Source organism: Arthrobacter globiformis, assembly GCF_046536215.2.
Classification (GTDB): Bacteria; Actinomycetota; Actinomycetes; order Actinomycetales; family Micrococcaceae; genus Arthrobacter; species Arthrobacter globiformis_E.
The window spans coordinates 304,893-325,115 of record NZ_CM143421.1; the positions used below are offsets into that span (position 1 = coordinate 304,893).

General features: G+C 65.2%; 23 protein-coding genes. 13 read left to right on the top strand and 10 right to left on the bottom strand.

What is annotated here, in order from left to right; translation table 11 throughout:
- Nucleotides 1-2: 2 nt before the first annotated feature.
- Nucleotides 3-824 carry an isoprenyl transferase gene (locus R5O87_RS01455; RefSeq protein ID WP_410556092.1) on the top strand — a complete coding sequence of 274 codons (822 nt, stop codon included), beginning with the start codon at nt 3-5 and terminating at the stop codon, nt 822-824.
- A gap of 30 nt (nt 825-854) precedes the next feature.
- Here the strand turns inward: R5O87_RS01455 and R5O87_RS01460 are convergent, their stop codons facing one another.
- Nucleotides 855-1,883 carry an alpha/beta hydrolase gene (locus tag R5O87_RS01460; protein WP_462836361.1) on the bottom strand — a complete coding sequence of 343 codons (1,029 nt, stop codon included), beginning with the start codon at nt 1,881-1,883 and terminating at the stop codon, nt 855-857.
- 138 nt (nt 1,884-2,021) lie between these two features.
- Between R5O87_RS01460 and R5O87_RS01465 the strand changes: the two genes are divergently transcribed.
- Nucleotides 2,022-3,086, top strand: coding sequence for a quinone-dependent dihydroorotate dehydrogenase (locus tag R5O87_RS01465; protein ID WP_410556095.1), 1,065 nt, complete (start codon nt 2,022-2,024; stop codon nt 3,084-3,086).
- Nucleotides 3,087-3,188: 102 nt separating this feature from the next.
- On the opposite strand, the gene R5O87_RS01470 is transcribed toward R5O87_RS01465, so the two are convergent.
- The gene (locus R5O87_RS01470) at nt 3,189-3,779 is read right to left on the bottom strand and encodes a DUF3043 domain-containing protein (protein ID WP_410556096.1); all 591 of its coding nucleotides are present in this window, start codon (nt 3,777-3,779) and stop codon (nt 3,189-3,191) included.
- A 129-nt stretch (nt 3,780-3,908) separates the two neighbouring features.
- On the opposite strand from R5O87_RS01470, the gene R5O87_RS01475 reads away from it, so the two are divergent.
- From R5O87_RS01475 to R5O87_RS01495, 5 genes are all read left to right on the top strand, one after another.
- A complete protein-coding gene (locus tag R5O87_RS01475; RefSeq protein ID WP_410556097.1) occupies nt 3,909-5,354 on the top strand; it encodes a dipeptidase in 1,446 nt (481 codons plus the stop codon).
- A 160-nt stretch (nt 5,355-5,514) separates the two neighbouring features.
- Nucleotides 5,515-5,904 carry a HesB/IscA family protein gene (locus tag R5O87_RS01480; protein ID WP_377967862.1) on the top strand — a complete coding sequence of 130 codons (390 nt, stop codon included), beginning with the start codon at nt 5,515-5,517 and terminating at the stop codon, nt 5,902-5,904.
- Nucleotides 5,905-6,089: 185 nt separating this feature from the next.
- Complete coding sequence (gene ctaC / locus R5O87_RS01485) at nt 6,090-6,962, top strand: aa3-type cytochrome oxidase subunit II (protein WP_410556099.1); 873 nt, start codon at nt 6,090-6,092, stop codon at nt 6,960-6,962.
- 10 nt (nt 6,963-6,972) lie between these two features.
- Entirely contained in the window at nt 6,973-8,694 is a 1,722-nt protein-coding gene (gene ctaD, locus R5O87_RS01490; protein WP_377994212.1) for an aa3-type cytochrome oxidase subunit I, read from the top strand.
- The gene (locus R5O87_RS01495) at nt 8,691-9,092 is read left to right on the top strand and encodes a cytochrome c oxidase subunit 4 (protein WP_102974540.1); all 402 of its coding nucleotides are present in this window, start codon (nt 8,691-8,693) and stop codon (nt 9,090-9,092) included. The genes ctaD and R5O87_RS01495 overlap by 4 nt, the downstream gene beginning before the upstream one ends.
- 81 nt (nt 9,093-9,173) lie before the next feature.
- On the opposite strand, the gene R5O87_RS01500 is transcribed toward R5O87_RS01495, so the two are convergent.
- Complete coding sequence (locus tag R5O87_RS01500) at nt 9,174-9,467, bottom strand: HPr family phosphocarrier protein (RefSeq protein ID WP_410556100.1); 294 nt, start codon at nt 9,465-9,467, stop codon at nt 9,174-9,176.
- Between the two features lie 185 nt (nt 9,468-9,652).
- Between R5O87_RS01500 and R5O87_RS01505 the strand changes: the two genes are divergently transcribed.
- The gene (locus R5O87_RS01505) at nt 9,653-10,444 is read left to right on the top strand and encodes a GntR family transcriptional regulator (RefSeq protein WP_410556102.1); all 792 of its coding nucleotides are present in this window, start codon (nt 9,653-9,655) and stop codon (nt 10,442-10,444) included.
- A 129-nt stretch (nt 10,445-10,573) separates the two neighbouring features.
- Here the strand turns inward: R5O87_RS01505 and qcrB are convergent, their stop codons facing one another.
- The 4 genes from qcrB to ctaE form a co-directional block, all read right to left on the bottom strand.
- Complete coding sequence (gene qcrB, locus R5O87_RS01510; protein WP_410556103.1) at nt 10,574-12,244, bottom strand: cytochrome bc1 complex cytochrome b subunit; 1,671 nt, start codon at nt 12,242-12,244, stop codon at nt 10,574-10,576.
- Nucleotides 12,222-13,292 carry a cytochrome bc1 complex Rieske iron-sulfur subunit gene (gene qcrA / locus R5O87_RS01515; protein ID WP_410556104.1) on the bottom strand — a complete coding sequence of 357 codons (1,071 nt, stop codon included), beginning with the start codon at nt 13,290-13,292 and terminating at the stop codon, nt 12,222-12,224. Before qcrA ends, qcrB begins: the two co-directional genes overlap by 23 nt.
- 101 nt (nt 13,293-13,393) lie before the next feature.
- Nucleotides 13,394-14,182: a cytochrome bc1 complex diheme cytochrome c subunit gene (gene qcrC, locus R5O87_RS01520; RefSeq protein WP_410556105.1), complete on the bottom strand. Its 789-nt coding sequence runs from the start codon at nt 14,180-14,182 to the stop codon at nt 13,394-13,396.
- A gap of 86 nt (nt 14,183-14,268) precedes the next feature.
- Nucleotides 14,269-14,943: an aa3-type cytochrome oxidase subunit III gene (gene ctaE / locus R5O87_RS01525; protein WP_377991884.1), complete on the bottom strand. Its 675-nt coding sequence runs from the start codon at nt 14,941-14,943 to the stop codon at nt 14,269-14,271.
- A gap of 112 nt (nt 14,944-15,055) precedes the next feature.
- Here ctaE and trpD point away from each other — a divergent pair, with 112 nt between their 5' ends.
- Nucleotides 15,056-16,114, top strand: coding sequence for an anthranilate phosphoribosyltransferase (gene trpD, locus R5O87_RS01530; protein WP_410556106.1), 1,059 nt, complete (start codon nt 15,056-15,058; stop codon nt 16,112-16,114).
- A 110-nt stretch (nt 16,115-16,224) separates the two neighbouring features.
- Here trpD and R5O87_RS01535 read toward each other — a convergent pair whose 3' ends face one another.
- Together R5O87_RS01535 and R5O87_RS01540 are read right to left on the bottom strand one after the other, a co-directional pair.
- The gene (locus R5O87_RS01535; RefSeq protein ID WP_410556107.1) at nt 16,225-16,506 is read right to left on the bottom strand and encodes an Lrp/AsnC family transcriptional regulator; all 282 of its coding nucleotides are present in this window, start codon (nt 16,504-16,506) and stop codon (nt 16,225-16,227) included.
- A gap of 129 nt (nt 16,507-16,635) precedes the next feature.
- The gene (locus R5O87_RS01540) at nt 16,636-17,046 is read right to left on the bottom strand and encodes a DUF3054 domain-containing protein (RefSeq protein WP_410556108.1); all 411 of its coding nucleotides are present in this window, start codon (nt 17,044-17,046) and stop codon (nt 16,636-16,638) included.
- A 97-nt stretch (nt 17,047-17,143) separates the two neighbouring features.
- Between R5O87_RS01540 and R5O87_RS01545 the strand changes: the two genes are divergently transcribed.
- From R5O87_RS01545 to R5O87_RS01560, 4 genes are all read left to right on the top strand, one after another.
- Nucleotides 17,144-17,527, top strand: a complete 384-nt coding sequence (locus R5O87_RS01545) for a VOC family protein (protein WP_410556109.1) — start codon at nt 17,144-17,146, stop codon at nt 17,525-17,527.
- A 128-nt stretch (nt 17,528-17,655) separates the two neighbouring features.
- On the top strand, nt 17,656-18,129 hold the full coding sequence (locus tag R5O87_RS01550) for a VOC family protein (protein ID WP_410556110.1): 474 nt from the start codon (nt 17,656-17,658) through the stop codon (nt 18,127-18,129).
- Between the two features lie 179 nt (nt 18,130-18,308).
- The gene (locus R5O87_RS01555) at nt 18,309-19,085 is read left to right on the top strand and encodes a glycoside hydrolase family 16 protein (RefSeq protein WP_410556111.1); all 777 of its coding nucleotides are present in this window, start codon (nt 18,309-18,311) and stop codon (nt 19,083-19,085) included.
- Between the two features lie 143 nt (nt 19,086-19,228).
- The gene (locus tag R5O87_RS01560) at nt 19,229-19,909 is read left to right on the top strand and encodes a cyclodeaminase/cyclohydrolase family protein (RefSeq protein WP_410556112.1); all 681 of its coding nucleotides are present in this window, start codon (nt 19,229-19,231) and stop codon (nt 19,907-19,909) included.
- Between the two features lie 32 nt (nt 19,910-19,941).
- Here the strand turns inward: R5O87_RS01560 and R5O87_RS01565 are convergent, their stop codons facing one another.
- Nucleotides 19,942-20,175: a hypothetical protein gene (locus tag R5O87_RS01565; protein ID WP_410556113.1), complete on the bottom strand. Its 234-nt coding sequence runs from the start codon at nt 20,173-20,175 to the stop codon at nt 19,942-19,944.
- Nucleotides 20,176-20,223: the final 48 nt, after the last annotated feature.

A 20,223-nucleotide genomic window follows, 5' to 3' on the forward strand; every position in this document is an offset into this window, starting at 1 on the left:
CAGTGTCCTTGGGAAAGAAGACCAGTCCTGCCCGGCGCCGCACCACCCCGGTGGTGGCCCCGTACCCGCACTCCTCGGGGGCGGTTCCACCGTCCATTCCGGCCGAGTTCGTGCCCCGGCACGTGGCGATTGTGATGGACGGCAACGGCAGGTGGGCCAACCAGCGCGGCTTGCCGCGGATCGAGGGCCACAAGGCGGGGGAGCCGGCACTGCTGGACGTCGTGGCCGGCGCCATTGAGCTGGGCATCGAATACGTCAGCGTGTACGCCTTCTCCACGGAGAACTGGCGACGGTCCCCGGAGGAAGTCCGCTTCCTGATGGGATTCAACAAGGAGGTGCTGCGCAGGCAGCGCAACCAGCTGGATGACTGGGGCGTGCGGATCCGCTGGTCCGGCCGGCGTCCCCGGCTCTGGGGCTCGGTGATCCGCGAACTCGAGGAGGCGGAGGAGTACACCGCCGGAAACAGTACCTGCACGCTGACCATGTGCGTGAACTACGGCGGCCGGGCGGAAATCGCCGACGCCGTGTCCGCCATTGCCCGGGACGTGGCCGACGGGCGGCTCAAGCCCAATGCCATCACCGAGAAGACCATCCAGAAGTACCTCGACGAGCCGGACCTCCCCGACGTCGACCTCTTCCTTCGCAGTTCCGGCGAACAGCGCCTGTCCAACTTCATGCTGTGGCAGTCCGCATACGCGGAGTTCGTTTTCCTGGACACCCTGTGGCCCGACGTCGACCGCCGGACCCTGTGGGATGCGGTGGAGATCTACGCCCAGCGGGACCGCCGGTACGGCGGGGCCGTGGACGCCGCCAAGGCCCTCTAGGTCCTCTCGTCCTGGATGCCCTGCGCCCGCTCAGGCGGCGTAGCCCCTGAGCCACCTGGCCAGGCGTCCGTAAGCGTCGGCCCGCACGTCCGCGCCGGAAAGGAACACATCGTGGAGCGCGCCGTCGATGCGTTCCACGGTGACGCTCCTGCCCAGCGACATGGCGCGCCCGGCGATGGTGTTGACATCCAGCACCGCGTCCGTCCGGCGCATTTCCTCGTTCCACACCATGCCGTTCTCGCTTGCTGCGGACAGCAGGACCAGTATGGGAACCCCGATGCCCAGGCCGCGCGCGACCCGGGCCTGCCCGGCCAGGATGGCGCTGAGCCAGGCCGCGCGCACAGGAAAGGCCAGGGGCGGCCGGTAGGCGGCGTCCAGCGTCCACTCGCCTTCGGCGGCGTTGCTGATGCTCCGCCAGTAGAAGCCGCGCTCCGGCAGCCTGAGCACCGCCTCCGGCCGCAGGCGGGCGATCGGCTCCACCATGGTCCAGGCCGCCCGCCGGACCAGGGCGCTGCCGTGCATTTCCAGCCATGGGCTGTTCAGGACCAGCTGGGACGCCGTGCCGGGATTGCGGCTGGCCCACAGGGCGGCCACCAGGCCGCCGGTGGAATGGCCCATGAGCGCGAGTTGCACGTTTCCTGCCCCGCCGGATTCGGCGATCATGCCTACCGCGGTGCCGATCTCGGCGTCGTAGTTTCCCAGATCCGCGACGTAGCCGCCAGGGATGCCCGGCTGCAGGCTGCGGCCGTGGTTGTGCATGTCCAGTGCAAAGAACTCGAAACCCTGGGCGTCCCAGAACTGCGCCAGCTCAACGTTGAAGAAGTAGTCGCTCCAGCCGTGCAGGAACAGGACCGCCCGGCGGGGCCCGGCGGAACGGACGTCCTGCGGATCCTGCGGGTCCGGCGCGCCCGGTGCGTCCGGGCGACCGGGGAGAGGGGGCGTCCGGGGGAGTGAAGCGGACCAGCGTGGCCCTGCGGCGGATACCGTCCGGGCCCACGGCGTCGAAGGCGCAGGACTCGAAGCCCGGCCCCAGGATGTCGCTCTGCCACTCCATGGCACCAGCGTAGGCTTTCCGGTTCCGGTGCGGGCGGTGTTGGCGGCCCGGTTTGGTCTGCGCCGTGGGATTCTGCTTGCAGCGCGGAATTTGGTCTGCGCGTGGAATTTGGTCTGCACCTCTGAAGACGGAAAACTAGAGGCATGCGCGTATACCCCACTTTTTTCAGGCTGGCCTTTTCATGGATGGACGCCGAACGCGCCCACAAGATCGGTTTCAAAGGAATCCGGATGGTCCATTCCGTGGGAGCGGGACGGCTTCTCGAGCGGTTTACGGCTCCGCCGGCGTCCCTGCAGACGAACGCGCTCGGCCTGACCTTCCCGTCGCCGTTCGGCCTCGCCGCGGGCTTCGACAAGGAGGGCCACGGGATCGAGGCCCTGACGGAGCTCGGATTCGGCCACGTGGAGGTGGGCACCATCACCGGCCAGGCCCAGCCCGGCAATGAAAAGCCCCGGCTGTTCCGGCTGGTTGCGGACCGGGCCGTCATAAACCGGATGGGATTCAACAACGACGGTGCCTCTGCCGTGGCTCCGCGGCTGAAGTCCGCCCGGGCTGCACTGCAGCGGCGCCACGCCAAGGTGCGGCCCGTGATCGGCGTCAACATCGGCAAGACCAAGGTGGTTGAGCTCGAGGACGCCGTGGAGGACTACCTCATCAGCGCGCGCGGCCTCGCCCCGGCCGCCGACTACCTCGTGGTGAACGTCAGCTCGCCGAACACGCCCGGACTCCGGCTCCTGCAGAACGTGGAAACGCTCCGGCCGCTGCTGAAGGCGGTGGGGGAGGAGGCCGATAAGTCAGCAGGCCGGCACGTCCCGCTGCTGGTAAAGATCGCACCCGACCTCACAGATGAGGATATCGACGACGTCGCCCGGCTGGCGATGGACCTCGGCCTCGACGGCATCATCGCCACGAACACCACCATCGGCCGCGACGGGCTCAACTCCGCTGCGGACAAGGTGGAGGGCTGCGGCGCCGGGGGCCTCTCGGGGGCACCGCTGAAGAGCCGGTCGCTGGAGGTACTGCGCCGGCTGAAGTCGGTCACCCAGGACCGGCTGACGCTGATCTCCGTGGGCGGCGTGGAAACTGGCCAGGACGTCCAGGACCGGCTGGACGCCGGCGCCACCCTGGTCCAGGGCTACACGGCCTTCCTGTACGAGGGGCCGTTCTGGGCCGCCCGGATCAATAAGGAACTGGCCCGGAACCGCTAAGACCCGCATTAAATACAGCAGCCCGGCGGTGGAACCGCCGGGCTGCTGCTTTAGGTCCGGGACCACCCCCTGGCCGGCCGAGCCGCAGGAGGAAACGAGGAATCAGGACGGGTACTGCCCGCGGCGGACCAGGGGCTTGGGCAGGCGAAGCTTCCGGAACTGCAGCGAACGCATGGAACCGTACCAGACGGTGCCGCGCTCAACCTCGCCGAACTTTTCGGCCAAGCGCTTGCGGAGCTTGCGGGACAGGATGAACACGTCAACGAAAACAGCCAGGAACATCACCCAGAAGCCGCCCAGCACGTAGACCATCATGTTGCTGCTGGCAGGCACCACGAGGGAGATGATGACGAACACGAGGGCACCGAACATCAGGTACTCGCCCAGGCTGAAGCGGGCATCAACGTAATCACGGGCGAACCGCTTCTGCGGGCCCTTGTCACGGATCGGCAGGAACCTTTCGTCGCCGGTGTCCAGGGCCTGGCGCATCTTCAGGCGCTGCTCCTGGGCCGCGGCACGCTCCGCTTCCTTGGAGGCCTTGCGGTCCTCCGGCACGAGGGGGCGCTTGCGGGCCGCTTCCTGTGCTTTGCGCTTGGGCGTGGGTGCGCCTTTGCCTGCTACTGCGGCTGCCTCGGCAGCCTGCTGGTCTACTAGATCCTGCGCCGCTGGCGCTTCCTTTTTACGTCCGAACACCACAACAGAATACCTTGGCGGACTGTGCCCCCGGTCATGCCCGGTTCCCCGCCGGGCGCCGCGCTGTGCCACCCTGCACCCCGCCACCGCGAGGTTTGTTGTGGCGTGTGACACAGGTAGTGTTTGGCCATGACTTCATTCCCTGCGGCGACCCCGCAACAGTACGACGCCCGGCAATATGCGGGGACAGCGGCCGGCATCGACACCGACGCGCTGCGGGCTGCCGTTGACGCGGCCTTCGACACCACAGTTGCACAGCTGAAGGACCTGGTGGCCATACCCGGCATCGCCTGGCCCAGCTTTGACTCTGCCCCGCTGGACGCCAGCGCCGAGGCCGTGGCCAGCCTGGTGCGCGCGGCGGACATCGGGGACGTCCGGATCCTCCGGTGCGACAAGGAAGACGGCACCCCTGGCGGGCCGGCCGTCGTCGCACGCCGCGAGGCCGCGGCGGGCAAGCCGACAATCCTTCTCTACGCCCACCACGACGTCCAGCCGCCCGGTGATCCCGCGCTGTGGGAGTCCGAGCCGTTTACCGCCGTCGAACGCAACGGGCGCCTTTACGGGCGCGGCGCGGCCGATGACAAGGCCGGGATCATGGCCCATGTTGCCGCCTACGGCGCCGTTACCCGGGTGCTCGGTGACGAATTCGGGCTGGGCGTCACGCTGTTCTTCGAGGGGGAGGAAGAGGCAGGTTCGCCAACCTTCAGGACGTTCCTTGAAACGCACCGCGAACTGCTCCGCGCCGACGTCATCGTCGTGGCTGATTCCAGCAACTGGAAGGTGGGCGTACCGGCCCTGACCACCAGCCTGCGCGGACTGGTCGACGGAACCATCGAGGTACAGGTCCTCGACCACGCAGTGCATTCGGGCATGTTCGGCGGCCCGGTGCTGGATGCACCCACCCTGCTCTCGCGCCTGATCGCCACACTCCACGACGACGACGGCAGCGTGGCCATTGCGGGACTGGTGGGCCGGGACGAAACGGCCGTGGACCTCACCGAGGAGGAGTACCGCGCCGACGCTTCAGTGCTCGACGGCGTGCGGCTGGCAGGCACCGGAACCATCGCCTCACGCCTGTGGACCAAGCCGGCGCTGTCGATTATCGGCTTTGATGCGCCGGCCGTGAGCGTTGCCTCCAACACCCTGCTGCCCAGCGCCCGCGCCAAGTTCAGCCTCCGGCTGGCCCCGGGCCAGGACCCGGCGGAGGCCATGGAGGCCGTGCGCCGGCACGTCGAAACCCACGCGCCGTTTGGGGCCAAGGTCACCTTCACTCCGGGGGAGAGCGGCAACGCCTTCCAGACGGATACGGGATCCGCCGCTGCCGGACTGGCCATGTGGGCGCTCGGCGAGGCCTGGGGCGTACCGGCCGTGGAAATGGGGATCGGAGGTTCGATTCCGTTCATCAGCGACCTCACCGAGCTGTACCCCGAGGTCCAGATCCTGGTGACGGGCGTGGAGGACCCCGATTCGCGCGCGCATTCCGCCAACGAGTCACTGCACCTGGAGGACTTCCGCAACGCGGTGGTTGCCGAGGCGCTACTGCTGGCACGACTGAACGCGGAGGGCCTCCGCTAGCAGGCCCCGCAGGGAACAACGGGAGGCCGCGGAGGGTTACGCCTGAAGTTAGAGCTCCGCGCCGGATCGACGTAGCATGTAGCTATAGCCCGTACCGTTTCCGTAGGGGCAGGCACCGTGCAAGCGGGGCAGCCATAACCGTCGTTAGTAAGGTAGGCCAATGAGCACTACGACCAATGAAAACAGCACCGAACCCACCGGCCCGGCCAGTGAGGAACTGGCGAGCCACGAGGTTCAGCTGACGGACGTTGCCGCAGGCAAGGTCCGCAGCCTCCTGGAGCAGGAAGGCCGTACCGATCTTCGCCTCCGCGTAGCTGTGCAGCCGGGCGGCTGCTCCGGCCTCATTTACCAGCTGTACTTCGACGAGCGCCTCCTTGACGGTGACGCGGTACGCGACTTCGACGGTGTCGAGGTCGTCGTCGACAAGATGAGCGTGCCGTACCTCAGCGGTGCCAGCATCGACTTTGAAGACACCATCTCCAAGCAGGGCTTCACCATAGACAACCCGAATGCGGGCGGCTCATGCGCCTGCGGTGATTCGTTCCACTAACGGGTAAGTAAGCCCATCCAGAACCTCTTGGCGGCGCCGGTGAAAACCGGCCCCGCCACACGGTGGGGACATGTGGGCGAAAACCTGCGGGGAGCGGTAAGCTCTACACCGAGTAGTAAAACTTTTAGTGTGCCCGGGAAGCTTTTTGCCGCCCTGGCAACAGCAACAAGTAGGAAGGGCCGTCTGTGAGTTCGCAGAACCGAACCGGCAGCCGACGCAAAACGATCACTACGATCACTGGCTTGGCAACTGCCGGCGCGTTGGTTTTGACTGGATGTTCGCCAGAGGTAGAGAAGGGGTGGCTGCCCACCGAGCGTGGCACCACCAATCACACTGACCGCATCATGGACCTCTGGGTCAACTCATGGATTGCCGCCCTCGTGGTGGGCATCATCACTTGGGGCCTGATCGTCTGGTGCCTCGTTGCCTACCGCCGCCGCAAGGGCACCGTGGGCTTCCCGCGGCAGACCAGCTTCAACCTGCCCCTTGAGGTCTTTTACCTGACGATCCCGCTCTTCATGGTCCTGGTGTTTTTCTACTTCACCGACCGTGACCAGCAGGCAATCGATGACCGCTCGAAGCCGGCCGACGTCGTAGTGGACGTCCGCGGCAAGCAGTGGGCATGGGACTTCAACTACAAGAAGGGCGACGTCGTCACCGAGGACCTCCACGAGGCCGGTGTCCAGGCGCACCTCACGGGCGAGGCGATCAACAAGGACAAGCTCCCCACGCTGTACCTGCCGGTCAACAAGTCCGTCGACCTGGAACTGAACTCCCGCGACGTGATCCACTCCTTCTGGGTTCCTGCATTCCTGCAAAAGAGGGACATGATCCCCGGCAAGACCAACTACATCCGGTTCACCCCCACCAAAGAGGGCACCTACGACGGCAAGTGCGCCGAGCTCTGCGGTGAGTACCACTCCGAAATGCTGTTCCGCGTCAAGGTGGTTTCCGAGTCCGAATTCCAGGCTCACATGAACCAGCTTCGCCAGGACGGCAACACGGGCCTGCTTGGTGACGAGTACGACCGCAACCCGAACCTGAACGCAACGAAGTAAGGGAAGCGAAGTGGCTACTTACACCCAGACCCCCGGGATCCTTGAGGCTCCCGTAGTTCCCAAATCCAAGGGGCGCATCGTCGTCAACTGGATCACCTCCACCGACCACAAGACCATCGGGTACATGTACCTGATCGCGTCCTTCGTGTTCTTCTGCTTCGGCGGCGTGATGGCGCTGCTCATCCGCGCCGAGCTCTTCGAACCCGGCATGCAGATCCTGCAGACCAAGGAGCAGTACAACCAGCTGTTCACCATGCACGGCACGGTCATGCTGCTGATGTTCGCCACGCCGCTCTTTGCCGGCTTCGCGAACGTGATCATGCCGCTGCAGATCGGTGCACCCGACGTCGCGTTCCCGCGACTGAACGCGCTGGCCTTCTGGTTCTTCCTGTTCGGCTCCACCATCGCCGTTTCGGGCTTCATCACCCCGCAGGGTGCTGCATCCTTCGGCTGGTTCGCCTACGCGCCGCTCTCCAACACCACCTTCAGCCCCGGCGTCGGCGGTGACCTGTGGGTCTTCGGCCTGGCACTGTCCGGCTTCGGCACCATCCTGGGCGCGGTCAACTTCATCACCACCATCATCTGCATGCGTGCCCCCGGCATGACCATGTGGCGCATGCCGATCTTCACCTGGAACACGCTGGTTACGGCCATCCTGGTTCTGATGGCGTTCCCGCCGCTGGCAGCTGCACTCTTCGCCCTCGGTGCGGACCGCCGCTTCGGCGCCCACATCTTCGACCCGGAGAACGGCGGCGCCGTCCTGTGGCAGCACCTCTTCTGGTTCTTCGGCCACCCCGAGGTGTACATCATCGCCCTGCCGTTCTTCGGCATCGTGTCCGAGATCTTCCCGGTCTTCAGCCGCAAGCCGATCTTCGGCTACAAGGGCCTGGTCTACGCGACCATCGCGATTGCTGCCCTCTCCGTGACCGTGTGGGCACACCACATGTACGTCACCGGTTCGGTGCTACTGCCGTTCTTCTCCTTCATGACCATGCTCATCGCGGTCCCGACCGGTGTGAAGTTCTTCAACTGGATCGGCACCATGTGGCGCGGCTCGCTGACGTTCGAAACCCCCATGCTGTGGAGCATCGGCTTCCTCATCACGTTCCTCTTCGGCGGCCTGACCGGCATCATCCTGGCCTCCCCGCCGCTGGACTTCCATGTCTCCGACTCCTACTTCGTGGTGGCGCACTTCCACTACGTGGTGTTCGGCACCGTGGTGTTCGCAATGTTCGCCGGCTTCTACTTCTGGTGGCCCAAGTGGACGGGCAAGATGCTCAACGAACGCCTCGGCAAGATCCACTTCTGGCTCCTGTTCCTGGGCTTCCACGGCACCTTCCTGATCCAGCACTGGCTCGGCGTCGAGGGCATGCCCCGCCGTTACGCCGACTACCTGGTGGAGGATGGCTTCACCTGGATGAACCAGTTCTCCACCATCGCCTCGTTCGTCTTGGGTGCGTCCCTGATCCCGTTCTTCTGGAACGTGTACATCACTGCACGCAGCGCCGAGAAGGTTCAGGTTGACGATCCCTGGGGCTTCGGTGCCTCGCTGGAGTGGGCCACGTCCTGCCCGCCGCCGCGTCACAACTTCACGTCCCTGCCGCGCATCCGCTCGGAGCGTCCGGCACTGGACCTGCACCACCCTGAGCTCTCCCAGTCACACACCGTTGAGTCGCCGGCACCTGCAGCAAGCGTGCTGGGCAACGCCGATCAGAAGGACACCGCGCAATGAGAATCGAGTCATGGATTTTTGGAGCAGGAGTCTTCTTCTTCGTTCCGGTTTCCATCATCTACGGCTTCCTCACCAACTGGTCTGAGTGGGTCGGCATCCTGGGCATCCTCCTGGTGGGTGGCCTCGCAGGCATGATCGGCGCCTACCTGGGCTTCACCGGCAAGCGCGTGGGCATGCGTCCCGAGGACCGTGCCGACGCAGAAATCCACGAAGGCGCCGGCGAGCAGGGGCACTTCAGCCCCTGGAGCTGGTGGCCGCTGGTTCTGGGCCTCTCCTGCGCAGCAGGATTCTTGGGCCTGGCCGTAGGCTTCTGGATCGTCTTCATCGCCGGCGGCATGGCGCTGGTGGCCCTCGTGGGCTGGGTATACGAGTACAGCCGCGGAGACCACGCGCACTAAGCGATTCAGTACCAAGAACGACGGCGGGCCCCACCTTTTCGGCGGGGCCCGCCGTCGTTTCTTTTTGAATTTAAGCCGGCGCTAGCTGGCCCTCTGCGACGCCAGCAGTTCGACGAGACCCGAGAGCGCCGCTTCGGCCTCACCGAGGCTCCTGCCCGCCGGGAGGGCTGATTCCTTTACCGCGAGCTCTACCTCGCAGCCGAAGTTGAAGTCGGCAGTCATGACCTCGAGCAGCGAGCGGGCGTCGACGGCGTCAATGCCGTCCTTGCGGATGGTCACCGGCAAGCCTGTCTCCGTGACCGCGCGGACGAACACCGCTGCCGGCCTGGCGTGCAGGCCGATGGCCGCAGAAACTATTGCCTTACGAACGGGCAACTGGACTCCTTCACTTTGGACGGGATGGCACATTGGGGGGAAAGCCGCCGTCGTCTTTCTATTTTGTTCGCCTTTAAGAATATCGGCCCTGGCCGACGATCCGCCCCGGGGACCGGCCTGGTCTAGACCTGTAGCCGCGTTGGCTTACCCTTGAACTGTGAGAATGCAATACAGGAGCGGCCGCCGTGGCTGCTAGCGTTGCCGGCATTGCCGGTGAAATCGACAGAACCAGCGGGACGCCGATCTACGTCCAGCTCCGTGAGATCCTCAGGACCTACATCGCGACATCATGCCCGCCAGGCTCGGCGCTGCCTTCCGAACGGGATCTGGCAGAACGGTTCGGCCTCGCCCGGATGACCGTCCGCCAGGCCATCGACGCCCTGGTGGGGGAGGAGGTCATCGAACGGGTGGTGGGCCTGGGCACCTTCGTCCGGAAACCGAAGCTGGACCTCCAGGTCAAGCTGACCTCCTACAGCGAGGAGATGCAGCGCCGCGGCATGGTGCCGGCTGCGAAGGTGCTGAGCTTCGAGCAGATCGCTGCCAGCGCCTTCCTGGCCCGCGAACTCCAGCTGGAGGAAGGAACGCCCCTGGTGCGCTTCCGGCGCCTTCTGCTGGCCGATAACGAGCCAATGAGCGTGGACGAGAACTTCATCCCCGCCCACCGCGTGCCGGGCCTGCTCGACGGCGAGCCGCCCACCTCGCTCTACAACGTCCTCAGTGAACAGTTCGGCCTGGTCATGGAATGGGGCGAGGACATGATCGAGGCCACGGCTGCGTCGCCCTCCATAGCCAGGCTGCTCAACGTCGAGAACGGTGCGCCGCTGCTGAAGATCCAGCGACATGCCTTTGTGGCCCGGGCCATGGTGGACTACTCCGTGTCCTACTACCGGGCAGACCGGTACAAGCTGTGGGTTCCCCTGCAGCGGCCCGGTGTCCGGCCTACCCGTAATTACGCCTCGGGTTACCGGCAGCAGTAGCCGGCCTGCTTCCCTGCGGGCAGAACCGTTCGGAAACAGGTTCTTCTGAAACACAGAGAAGGCCCGGTCCTGGTGGACCGGGCCTTCTCTGTTTACTGCCTGGGGTGAAGATCCTGATGGCCTGGCTACTTAGTGGCTCAGGGTCTTCTGTCCCGCGCCGGCTTCAACGGCTTCGTGGTGGCCGTGGCCGGCCTCGAGCTCAGCAGGCGTTGCCGGGGCAACCCTGTCCTCGAAGAACCAGCGGGACAGCTTGGCGCGGCGGTTTTCCTTGCGGGTGACCACGCCGTGCTCGTTCGGCTGTGCGGGCAGCGGTGCGGGCGACTCAAAGCCAACCAGCTTGTAGCGCTTGTACTCGTCCAGCGGGGCGTGCACCTCGATGAACTCACCGTGCGGGAGGCGGACGATGCGTCCGGTCTCGCGGCCGTGGAGGGCGATTTCGCGGTCCTTGCGCTGCAGGGCCAGGGCCACGCGCTTAGTGACGACGAACGCGATGATCGGTCCGAGGAAGAACAGCGCCCGCAGCCAGTAGGTGACGTCGTTCAGTGCCACGTGGAAGTGCGTTGCAATGAGGTCCGAGCTCGCGGCGGCCCACATGACGCAGTAGAACGTGAAACCGGCCATGCCGATAGCCGTACGCGTGGGGGCGTTGCGGGGACGGTCCAGGACGTGGTGCTCGCGGTTGTCCTTGGTGATCCAGCGCTCGATCCACGGGTAGGTGAACAGCACGGTGAACACCGCGCCTGCCGGAACGAGTGCGGGGAGCAGGACGTTCAGCGTCAGCACGTGGCCGAAGATGATGTATTCGAAGTGGAAGCCGCTGACCACACCGGGCATCAGGCGCAGCGCGCCGTCAACCCAGCCGATGTACCAGTCAGGCTGGGTGCCTGCGGACACGGGGGAGGGGTCGTACGGGCCGTAGTTCCAGATCGGGTTGATGGTGAAGAACGCAGCCATCAGCGCGATGACACCGAACACGATGAAGAAGAAGCCGCCGGCCTTCGCAGCGTAGACCGGGCCCAGCGGGTAGCCAACGACGTTGCGGTCGTTGCGGCCCGGGCCGGGGTACTGCGTGTGCTTGTGGACAACCACCATGAAGAGGTGGATGACGATCATGAGCAGGATCAGTGCCGGCACGAGCAGGATGTGCAGCGTGTAGAGGCGGCTGATGATGACCGTGCCGGGGAACTCCCCACCGAACAGGAAGAACGAGATGTAGGTGCCGATCACGGGGATCGACTTGATCACGCCGTCGATGATGCGCAGGCCGTTGCCGGACAGCAGGTCATCGGGGAGGGAGTATCCGGTGAAGCCGGCGGCCATGGCCAGGATCAGCAGGACGCCGCCCACCACCCAGTTCATTTCACGGGGCTTGCGGAACGCGCCGGTGAAGAAGACGCGGAGCATGTGCACAGCCACGGAGGCCACGAACAGCAGTGCTGCCCAGTGGTGGACCTGGCGCATGAACAGGCCGCCGCGGACGTCGAAGGAGATGTCCAGCGAGGAGCTGTAGGCGACGGACATTTCAACGTTCTTCAGCGGCGTGTAGGAGCCGGCGTAGTGCGTCTCCGCCATGGAGGGGTCGAAGAAGAACGTCAGGAAGGTTCCCGACATCAGCAGGATGACGAAGGAGTACAGCGCCACCTCGCCAAACATGAAGGACCAGTGGTCCGGGAATACCTTGCGGCCGAATTCGCGGAGGATACCGGATCCGCCGACGCGCTCGTCGACGAAGTCAGTAAACCGTCCGACTTTGGTGTTGGCTACGTAGGCGGGGGCTTCAGCTGTTGACGCTGCGCTCATGCTCATCACGCTCCCAGTAACTTGGTCCTACAGGTTCTTTGAAGTCGCTGGTGGCGACCAGGTAGCCCTCATCGTCAACTGCGATGGGCAGCTGGGGGAGCGGGCGGCTTGCCGGGCCGAAGATAACCTTGCATTCCTGGGTCAGGTCGAAGGTTGACTGGTGGCACGGGCACAGCAGGTGGTGCGTCTGCTGCTCGTAGAGGGCAACAGGGCAGCCGACGTGGGTGCAGATCTTGGAGTACGCAACGATGCCGTTGTAGCTCCAGTTCTCACGGCCCGCAGAGATGTGAAGATCCTGCGGGTTGAGGCGCATCAGCAGAACGACGGCCTTGGCCTTTTCGTTCAGCTTGCCCTCGTGCAGTTCGTTGAGGCCTTCCGGGATGACGTGGAAGGCGGAACCGATGGTGACGTCCGAGGCCTTGATGGGGGTGCCATCGGGGTCGCGGGTGAGGCGCTTGAGCTTGCCGTCCTGCGGGGCCCACATGGTGTGCGCCAGCTTGTCGTCCGGGCGCGGTCCGAGGTCACCGAAGATGGCGAGGGCCGGCAGAGGTGCCAGTGCGACTGCGCCAAGCAGGGTGTTTCGGATGAGGGGACGGCGCTTGATGCCCGTTTCCTCGACGATGTCGTCGACGATGCGGACGGCAGCCTGGCGGTCGTCCTCCGTGCGGATCGCGTGGCGTTCCTCGGAAACTTCGTGGTCCGGCATGAGGGCCTTGGCCCAGTGCACGATGCCGGTGCCGATGCCGAGCATGGCAAACGCCGTTCCGATGCCGAGCAATGCATTCTGCAGCCGGATCGTCGCAACGCTGGAGTCGTCTCCCAAATCGATGGCGAAGTACGCCACCAGGAAGATGATGGTGCCAACGACTGAGATTGCGAACAGTGCAGCAACCTGCCGTTCTGCCCGCTTGGCGGCCTTCGGGTCCGTGTCAGCCAGGCGCAAGCGGTGCGGGGGAATTCCAGGATCCTGGAATTTCTCCACCTCATGCTGACCAGCCGTAGCTACGGTGCCCGAGTGGTTCGGACTGCCGTCACTATGGTTGCCCATGATTCGCCTCATCCTTCTCTCGTCTCGGCCTTTGCCGAGTTAATGTTCAGTTCCAAACCTGCTGAGTGATCAGCAGGACATTCTTTGTGTTGCCGGGTTGGCTAGGACGTACGGGACGTCAGCCAGATCGTGAAGGCGATGATGACGCCGAGGCCCGCGATCCACACGAACAGGCCTTCCGAAACGGGGCCCAGGGCACCCAGGTCTGCGCCACCCGGGGAGCCGTTGGCTTCAATCTGCTTCAAGAAGGTGATGATGTCGCGCTTGCCCTCGGGGGTGATGTTCGAGTCGCTGAACACCGGCATGTTCTGCGGTCCGGTGGCCATGGCTTCGTAGATGTGCTTGCCGGTGACATCGGCCAGCGCCGGGGCGAACTTGCCGCGGGTCAGTGCACCGCCGGCAGCTGCCGCGTTGTGGCACATGGCGCAGTTGGTGCGGAACAGCTCGCCACCCTTGGCGGCATCGCCCTTTTCGTCGAGGTATTCGTCGGCCGGGATGGCCGGACCGGCACCCAGCGACGCAACGTACGCGGCCAGCTGGTGGGTCTGCGTGTCGTTGAACTGGGCCGGCTTCTTGTAGGCCTGGGGGCCGTTCATCTGCATGGGCATGCGTCCGGTGCCGACCTGGAAGTCAACAGCGGCGGCGCCGACGCCGACCAGTGAGGGACCATCCTGCGTTCCGCTGGCACCCATGCCGTGGCAGGTGGCGCAGTTGGCTTCGAAGAGCTTCTGGCCTTCCTGTGTATCGCTGGCGGTGAACTCTGCAGTGCTGGCTTTGGCCTCGTTGACGGTGGTGGCAACGGCGTACAGCCCACCAGTGAGGAGGAGGCCCATCAACAGCAGGGCTATTGCTGCCAGTGGGTGACGTCGCTTCTGCGAGAGTGCCTTCACGTGGTGGTTCCTTTATTCGATCGTGCGTCGGCTCCGTGAGCCGCTTCTTGAAATACGTTCTCTTGGAGAGAGGGAGGAAAGTCGGACTACTTGAGGACGTAGATGACCAGGAAGAGGCCAATCCACACAACGTCCACGAAGTGCCAGTAGTAAGAGGTGACAATGGCTGAGGTCGCCTCGAAGTGACCGAACTTCTTGGCGGCGAAGGCGCGGCCCATGATGAGCAGGAAGGCAACCAGGCCGCCGATGACGTGCAGGCCGTGGAAGCCGGTGGTCATGTAGAAGGCGGAGCCGTAGGCGTTAGAGGACAGCGACACGTGCTCGGACACCAGCATGGCGTATTCCGTGGTCTGGCCGGCAACGAAGAATGCGCCCATGAGGAAGGTCAGGGTGAACCATTCGATCATGCCCCAGCGGGTGAACTGGAGCGGCCCGCCGCTGCGTCGCGGCTGGAGCCTTTCGGCGGCAAAGACGCCCATCTGGCAAGTGAAGGAACTTGCCACAAGGACGATGGTATTAACGAGCGCAAAGGGGAAGTTGAGCTTTGCCGTCTCTTCAGCCCACATCTGGCCGGAAGTGGACCGGAGTGTGAAGTACATGGCGAAGAGGCCGGCGAAGAACATCAACTCGCTGGAGAGCCAGACAACGGTCCCGACGGAGACCATGTTCGGGCGGTTCAGCGTGGGGTGCGCAGGGGTACTGGGGGCATGGGTCGCAGATGTCACATAGACATTATGTCTGTAAAACTTCGGCTTGCCCAACGCAAACCGCCTTTTGCGGAGACTTTTTCTACAAAGACGCGAAATCGCGCTGAAAAGTTCCCGACGGCGTTCACATTGGTCTTTGCGACAGGCTCCTCGATAGCATCAGGAGGTGACTTCTCAGGTATCGGCACCGGCGGCAGGCAACACCTGGCCGCGCCTCATCTCGGCACTGTTGAACGGCGAACACCTGAGCGCGGACAGTACATCGTGGGCCATGGACACCATCATGTCGGGGTCAGCGACGCCCGTCCAGATCGCCGGTTTCCTGGTTGCGCTGCGAGCCAAGGGCGAGACCGTGGAGGAGATTGCCGGCTTGGTTGACGCCATGGTGTCCCATGCCAATCCCATCTCCATCACCGGGGAAAAGCTGGACATCGTGGGCACCGGCGGTGACCAACTTAACACCGTAAACATCTCCACCATGGCCGCACTGGTCTGTGCCGGGGCGGGCGCAAAGGTCGTTAAGCACGGCAACCGGGCGGCGTCGTCGTCGTCCGGATCCGCGGACGTCCTGGAAGCGCTGGGCGTCCGGCTCGACCTCCCCATCGCCAACGTCGCCCGGAACGCTGAGGAAGCGGGCATCACCTTCTGCTTCGCCCAGGTTTTCCACCCGTCCTTCCGCCACACCGCGGTACCGCGCCGTGAGCTCGCGATCCCCACAGCCTTCAACTTCCTGGGCCCCCTCACCAACCCCGCCCGGGTGCAGGCCTCCGCAGTGGGGGTGGCAAACGCGCGCATGGCGCCGCTGGTGGCAGGCGTCCTGGCGCGGCGCGGCAGCCGCGGCCTGGTGTTCCGCGGAAGCGACGGCCTGGATGAACTGACCACCACGGGACCGTCCACCGTGTGGGAGATCCGCGGCGGCGAGGTGACCGAACAGACTTTCTCGCCGCGGGACCTGGGGATCCCCCAGGCGACTGTCGAGCAGCTGCGCGGCGGGGATGCGCAGGCGAACGCCGCCGTCGTGCGCGATGTCCTGGCCGGGGAAACGGGCCCAGTCAGGGACGCTGTCCTGCTGAACGCGGCGGCGGGCCTGGTGGCCTTCGACCTTCAGGCCGACGGTCCGCTCACCGACCGCATGAAGCTGGCGCTGGACCGGGCTGCGGAATCCATTGGCTCAGGCGCAGCCGCTGCCGTTCTCGACAAGTGGGTCAGCCTCTCGCAGGCTTAGGGCAACATCCCAAGGCACTAACAAGGGAGGGGCCGGGCACCTGCAGGTGCCCGGCCCCTCCCTTGCTAGCTCACGGGATTGTTACACGAGGTCTACTCCTGGAACCCCGGTTATTCCTCGAATCCCAGTGCGAACGCGGCATCGAGGTCGTGCTGTGAGTAAGCGCGGAAGGCGATGTGGGTGGTGGTGTGCACGACGGCGGGCACCTTGGACAGCCTGTCAGCGATGACGTCCGCGAGGTCCTCGTGCTGGGACACGCGTGCAACGGCGATCAGGTCCCATTCCCCGGTGACGGAGTAGACCTCGCTGATGCCCTCGATGGCGGAAATTTCCTCGGCCGTTTCGGGGATGCGCGAGGCGTCTGTCTTGATCAGGACGAATGCGGTGATCACTGTGAACCCTTCCGGATCTGTTGAGCTGTGCTGCCAGCCTAATACATGGGCAGGTGCAACATGGGTGGCCACCAGCCGGGTCGCCGAAGACTCGGCCCGCCCCGCTGGCGCTCGGCCCGGCTCGGTGGGTCAGGCGCGCCGGCGGGCGCGCAGGCGGAGGACTATGGCGACGATGAGGCGGTAGCCGAGGAGGAACACCGCCAGGCTCACCAGGGCCACAATTACAAACGGCAGGACCACGGTCTGTCCCGTCAGTGCCCGCAGCGACATGCCGACGGCCACGGTGCCCAGCCAGACCTCCACTCCGGCCGGCCACAGCGCCAGGGGCCGCCGCCAGACCCGCAGCAGCAGCCAGGCGACGGCGGCGCCGGCCAGGAAGGGCCAGGCGGTGGCCAGGATTCCGGTCACCGATTCACCGCGCGCATGGGCGTCGCGGCCGATGGCGGCAAAAATCAGGATGAGGATGGCATCGGCCGCCGCTGCGGCTGCTGTGACGGCCGGAACTGCCCGTGTTCCGGAACGGTCTGTTGTGGAAGGCATGCTTCCGAGCCTATCCGTTTTTGGCGGCTCTTGCCCCGGCAAGAATATGCCGTGACGATGTCATGCAGGAACCAATGTGCACCCTGAAGGAGGCCTGGTGAAGCTCACCCAGATCGCGCAGCATGCCGAGGACCTTGACCGTGCGGCGGAGTTCTACTCTGCCCTTCTGGGCGTTGCCCCGGCAGCGGTCTTCGACCCCCCGGGGCTGCTGTTCTTCGATCTCGACGGCGTCCGGCTCCTGCTGGAGCGGGGAGCGCCGTCGTCGCTGATCTACCTGACCGTCACGGACGTCCGGTCACATGTGGCGGAGTTGGAGGCAAGGGGAGTGGAGGTGGTGGGCGCCCCGCACGTGATCTTCCATCACGATGATGCCCGGCTCGGCCCTGCGGGCACGGATGAATGGATGGCGTTCATCAGGGACAGTGAAGGAAACACCGTCGGGCTGGTGAGCCACTCGTCCGTCGCCGGGATGCGCGCTTGAGCAGTCGTTTGTCCCCGCCCCCATTGTCGCCGGCACCTGGCGGGACTAGTCTCAGGGCGGAATGCAGGAGGTTTCGGGGTGTCGGCGCCCGTCGGGCGGACTCCGGCCTCACTAAGGAGGAGAGCGGCGTGCAGAAAATCACACCCTGCCTGTGGTTCGACACCCAGGCGGAGGAAGCAGCCGAATACTACGTGTCAGTCTTCGATAACGCCTCGATCACCAGCGTCTCGCGCCTCGGCGAGGGTGGACCCGGCCCGGAAGGCCAGGCTGTCGTCGTCGAATTTGAAATCGAGGGCCAGGATTTCCAGGCGTTGAACGGGGGACCGGCGTTCTCCTTCAATGAGGCAGTCTCCTTCGTGGTGGACTGCGCCTCGCAAGATGAGGTTGACCGCTATTGGAACTCCCTCACCGACGGCGGGAGCGAGAGCCAGTGCGGCTGGCTCAAGGACAGATACGGCGTTTCGTGGCAGATAGTCCCGAAGGTTCTCAGCCGGCTCGTTAACGGGCCGGACCCGGCCGGCTCCCAGCGCGCGGTCCAGGCCATGCTGGGCATGCAGAAGCTGGATATCGCCGAACTCCAGCGGGCTTACGACGGCGGGTAGTTCCCCGGGCAGCCGGCCCACCTCAAAGAACGGCTCAGCCAAGGTACGGCCCACCCAAAGAATGGCCCACCCAAGGAGCCCAAGGTTTTCCCAAGTTACGTTCAGTACCCTGTCGGCAGGGTACTGAACAGGATGCGTTTGGGCGGGGCGCTGCGAAGGCTGCAAACCGAGGTGAGATCATGCTGTGGAGGCGAAAGCTGGCAACGGCAATTATCGTTGCCGTTGCCCTGAACGTGGCGGCAGTTAATCTGAACGGGAACTTCTCCGGCGGGCACGGGGACGGGGCGTTCGCGGCGACCGTCGTGCCTAACGTGCAGGCCGCCGTCGTGCGGAACTGGGGCCCGGTGGTGGCCGGTGATGAGTTCAACTATTTGGGACCGCCCAACCCGCTGAAGTGGAAGGTGTACGACAGCGTCGGCCACGACGGCAACGGGATCCGCAGCCCCCAGGCAGTGAAAGTTGCCAGCGGGGCGCTCTTCATTACGGGTGACGCACACGGCACCACGGGCGGGGTGTCCGCCAAGTTCGCCCAACAGAAGTACGGCCGCTGGGAGACGCGGATGCGGACCAGCATCCGGGATGTGGAATATCACCCCGTGGTGCTGCTGTGGCCCAACGACAATAACTCGTCGACCTGCGCCGAGGTTGATTACGCCGAGGCGCTGGGCAACGTCAACGTGATCAAGTTCAGCCTGCACTACGCCTGCACGCGGTCCAACTACCAGACCCGGGCGGCCAAGGCCATCGACCTGACGCAGTGGCACAACTACGCCGTCGAGTGGACCCGGACCGGCATCACAGGTTACATCGACGGCGTCCCGTGGTACATCGACACCAACCCGTCCCATCTGCCGACGGTGGGAATGCACCAGACGCTGCAGCTCGACTGGTTCCCGGACGGAACCATCACCAATCAAACCCAGATGATCGTCGATTGGGTGCGCGTTTACCGGTAGCAGCGGATCAGCAAAGTCTCCGGGTGACGACGGCGGGAGGTCCCGCCGTCGTCCGCTTTTTCACCCGGCAGCGCCTGTTCACCCAGCACCGCCCCAAGCGTTTCCGGCTGAGCAGATGGCACGGCGTGGGGCAGACTGGTGCCATGAGTGATGATTCGACGGCGGTCACGACCCAGCATTCGACGGTTGAGGATTGGACGCAGGCCCTGGCGCAGTCCGTTGGTTCCCCTGGCGGCGGCGCCGGCGCGGGCGTCATGCTTGCCATCGCCGCGTCGCTGGCGTCGATGGTCGCCGGATATACGGAATCTGACGGGCGCCGGCGCCAGGAACTGGCAGACGTTCACGCGCGGGTGCGTTCGCTGCGGGAAGACGCACTGCGGCTGGCCGACGAGGATGCTTCAGCGTCCCAGGCTTTCGGAGCCGCCTTCCGGCTGGATCCGGGGCCGGAACGGGAGGATGCGATTCACCGGGCCTCCGTGGACGCAGCCAGGGCCTCAGCTGTGCTCGGGGACCGCGCCATGGGCGCCATTGCTGACCTGGAGTGGCTGGCGTACAACGGGAACCGGGCCCTGGTTGCCGATGTCGTCGTGGCGTTCGGGGCCCTCAGGGCGGCGGTGACCGGGGCACGGACCAACGTGAGTTTCGACCTCGCCGCGCTCACGTCCGCAGGCCGCACGCCGGAACAGATCCGGGACGAGCAGCCTGCCCTGTGGGCGGCAGTGGAAAACCTCGACGGCGCGGTGGCCCTGATCGACCGGCTGACTGACGAGGTGAACCACCGTTCCGGCCCGGGTGGTTCCGGCCTTGGCGGCTCCGGTTCCTAGGAGGCCGCTCCCGCGAAGGGACGGACCGAGGTTCAGCCGGCCATCTGGCCAGGTTCCGACGCCGGGACAACCGTGTGACCCAGCGCCGAGCCGAACAGCTCACGGGGCTCGCACCCGTTGGCCCTGATCCAGAAGAGTTCCCCGGAGGGGGTGGCGGTTTCCACGTAGCCCACACGGATGACCGTTCCTGCCCGCTCCACCCTGACCTCCGTCCCAATCAGGTCGCGCGCATCATGGATTTTTCCTGCAGCTGTCCCCGGCGTCACTGTCGGCGGCTCCTTCGGTATTGCACGGCCGCACCCTCTTTGGGGCCC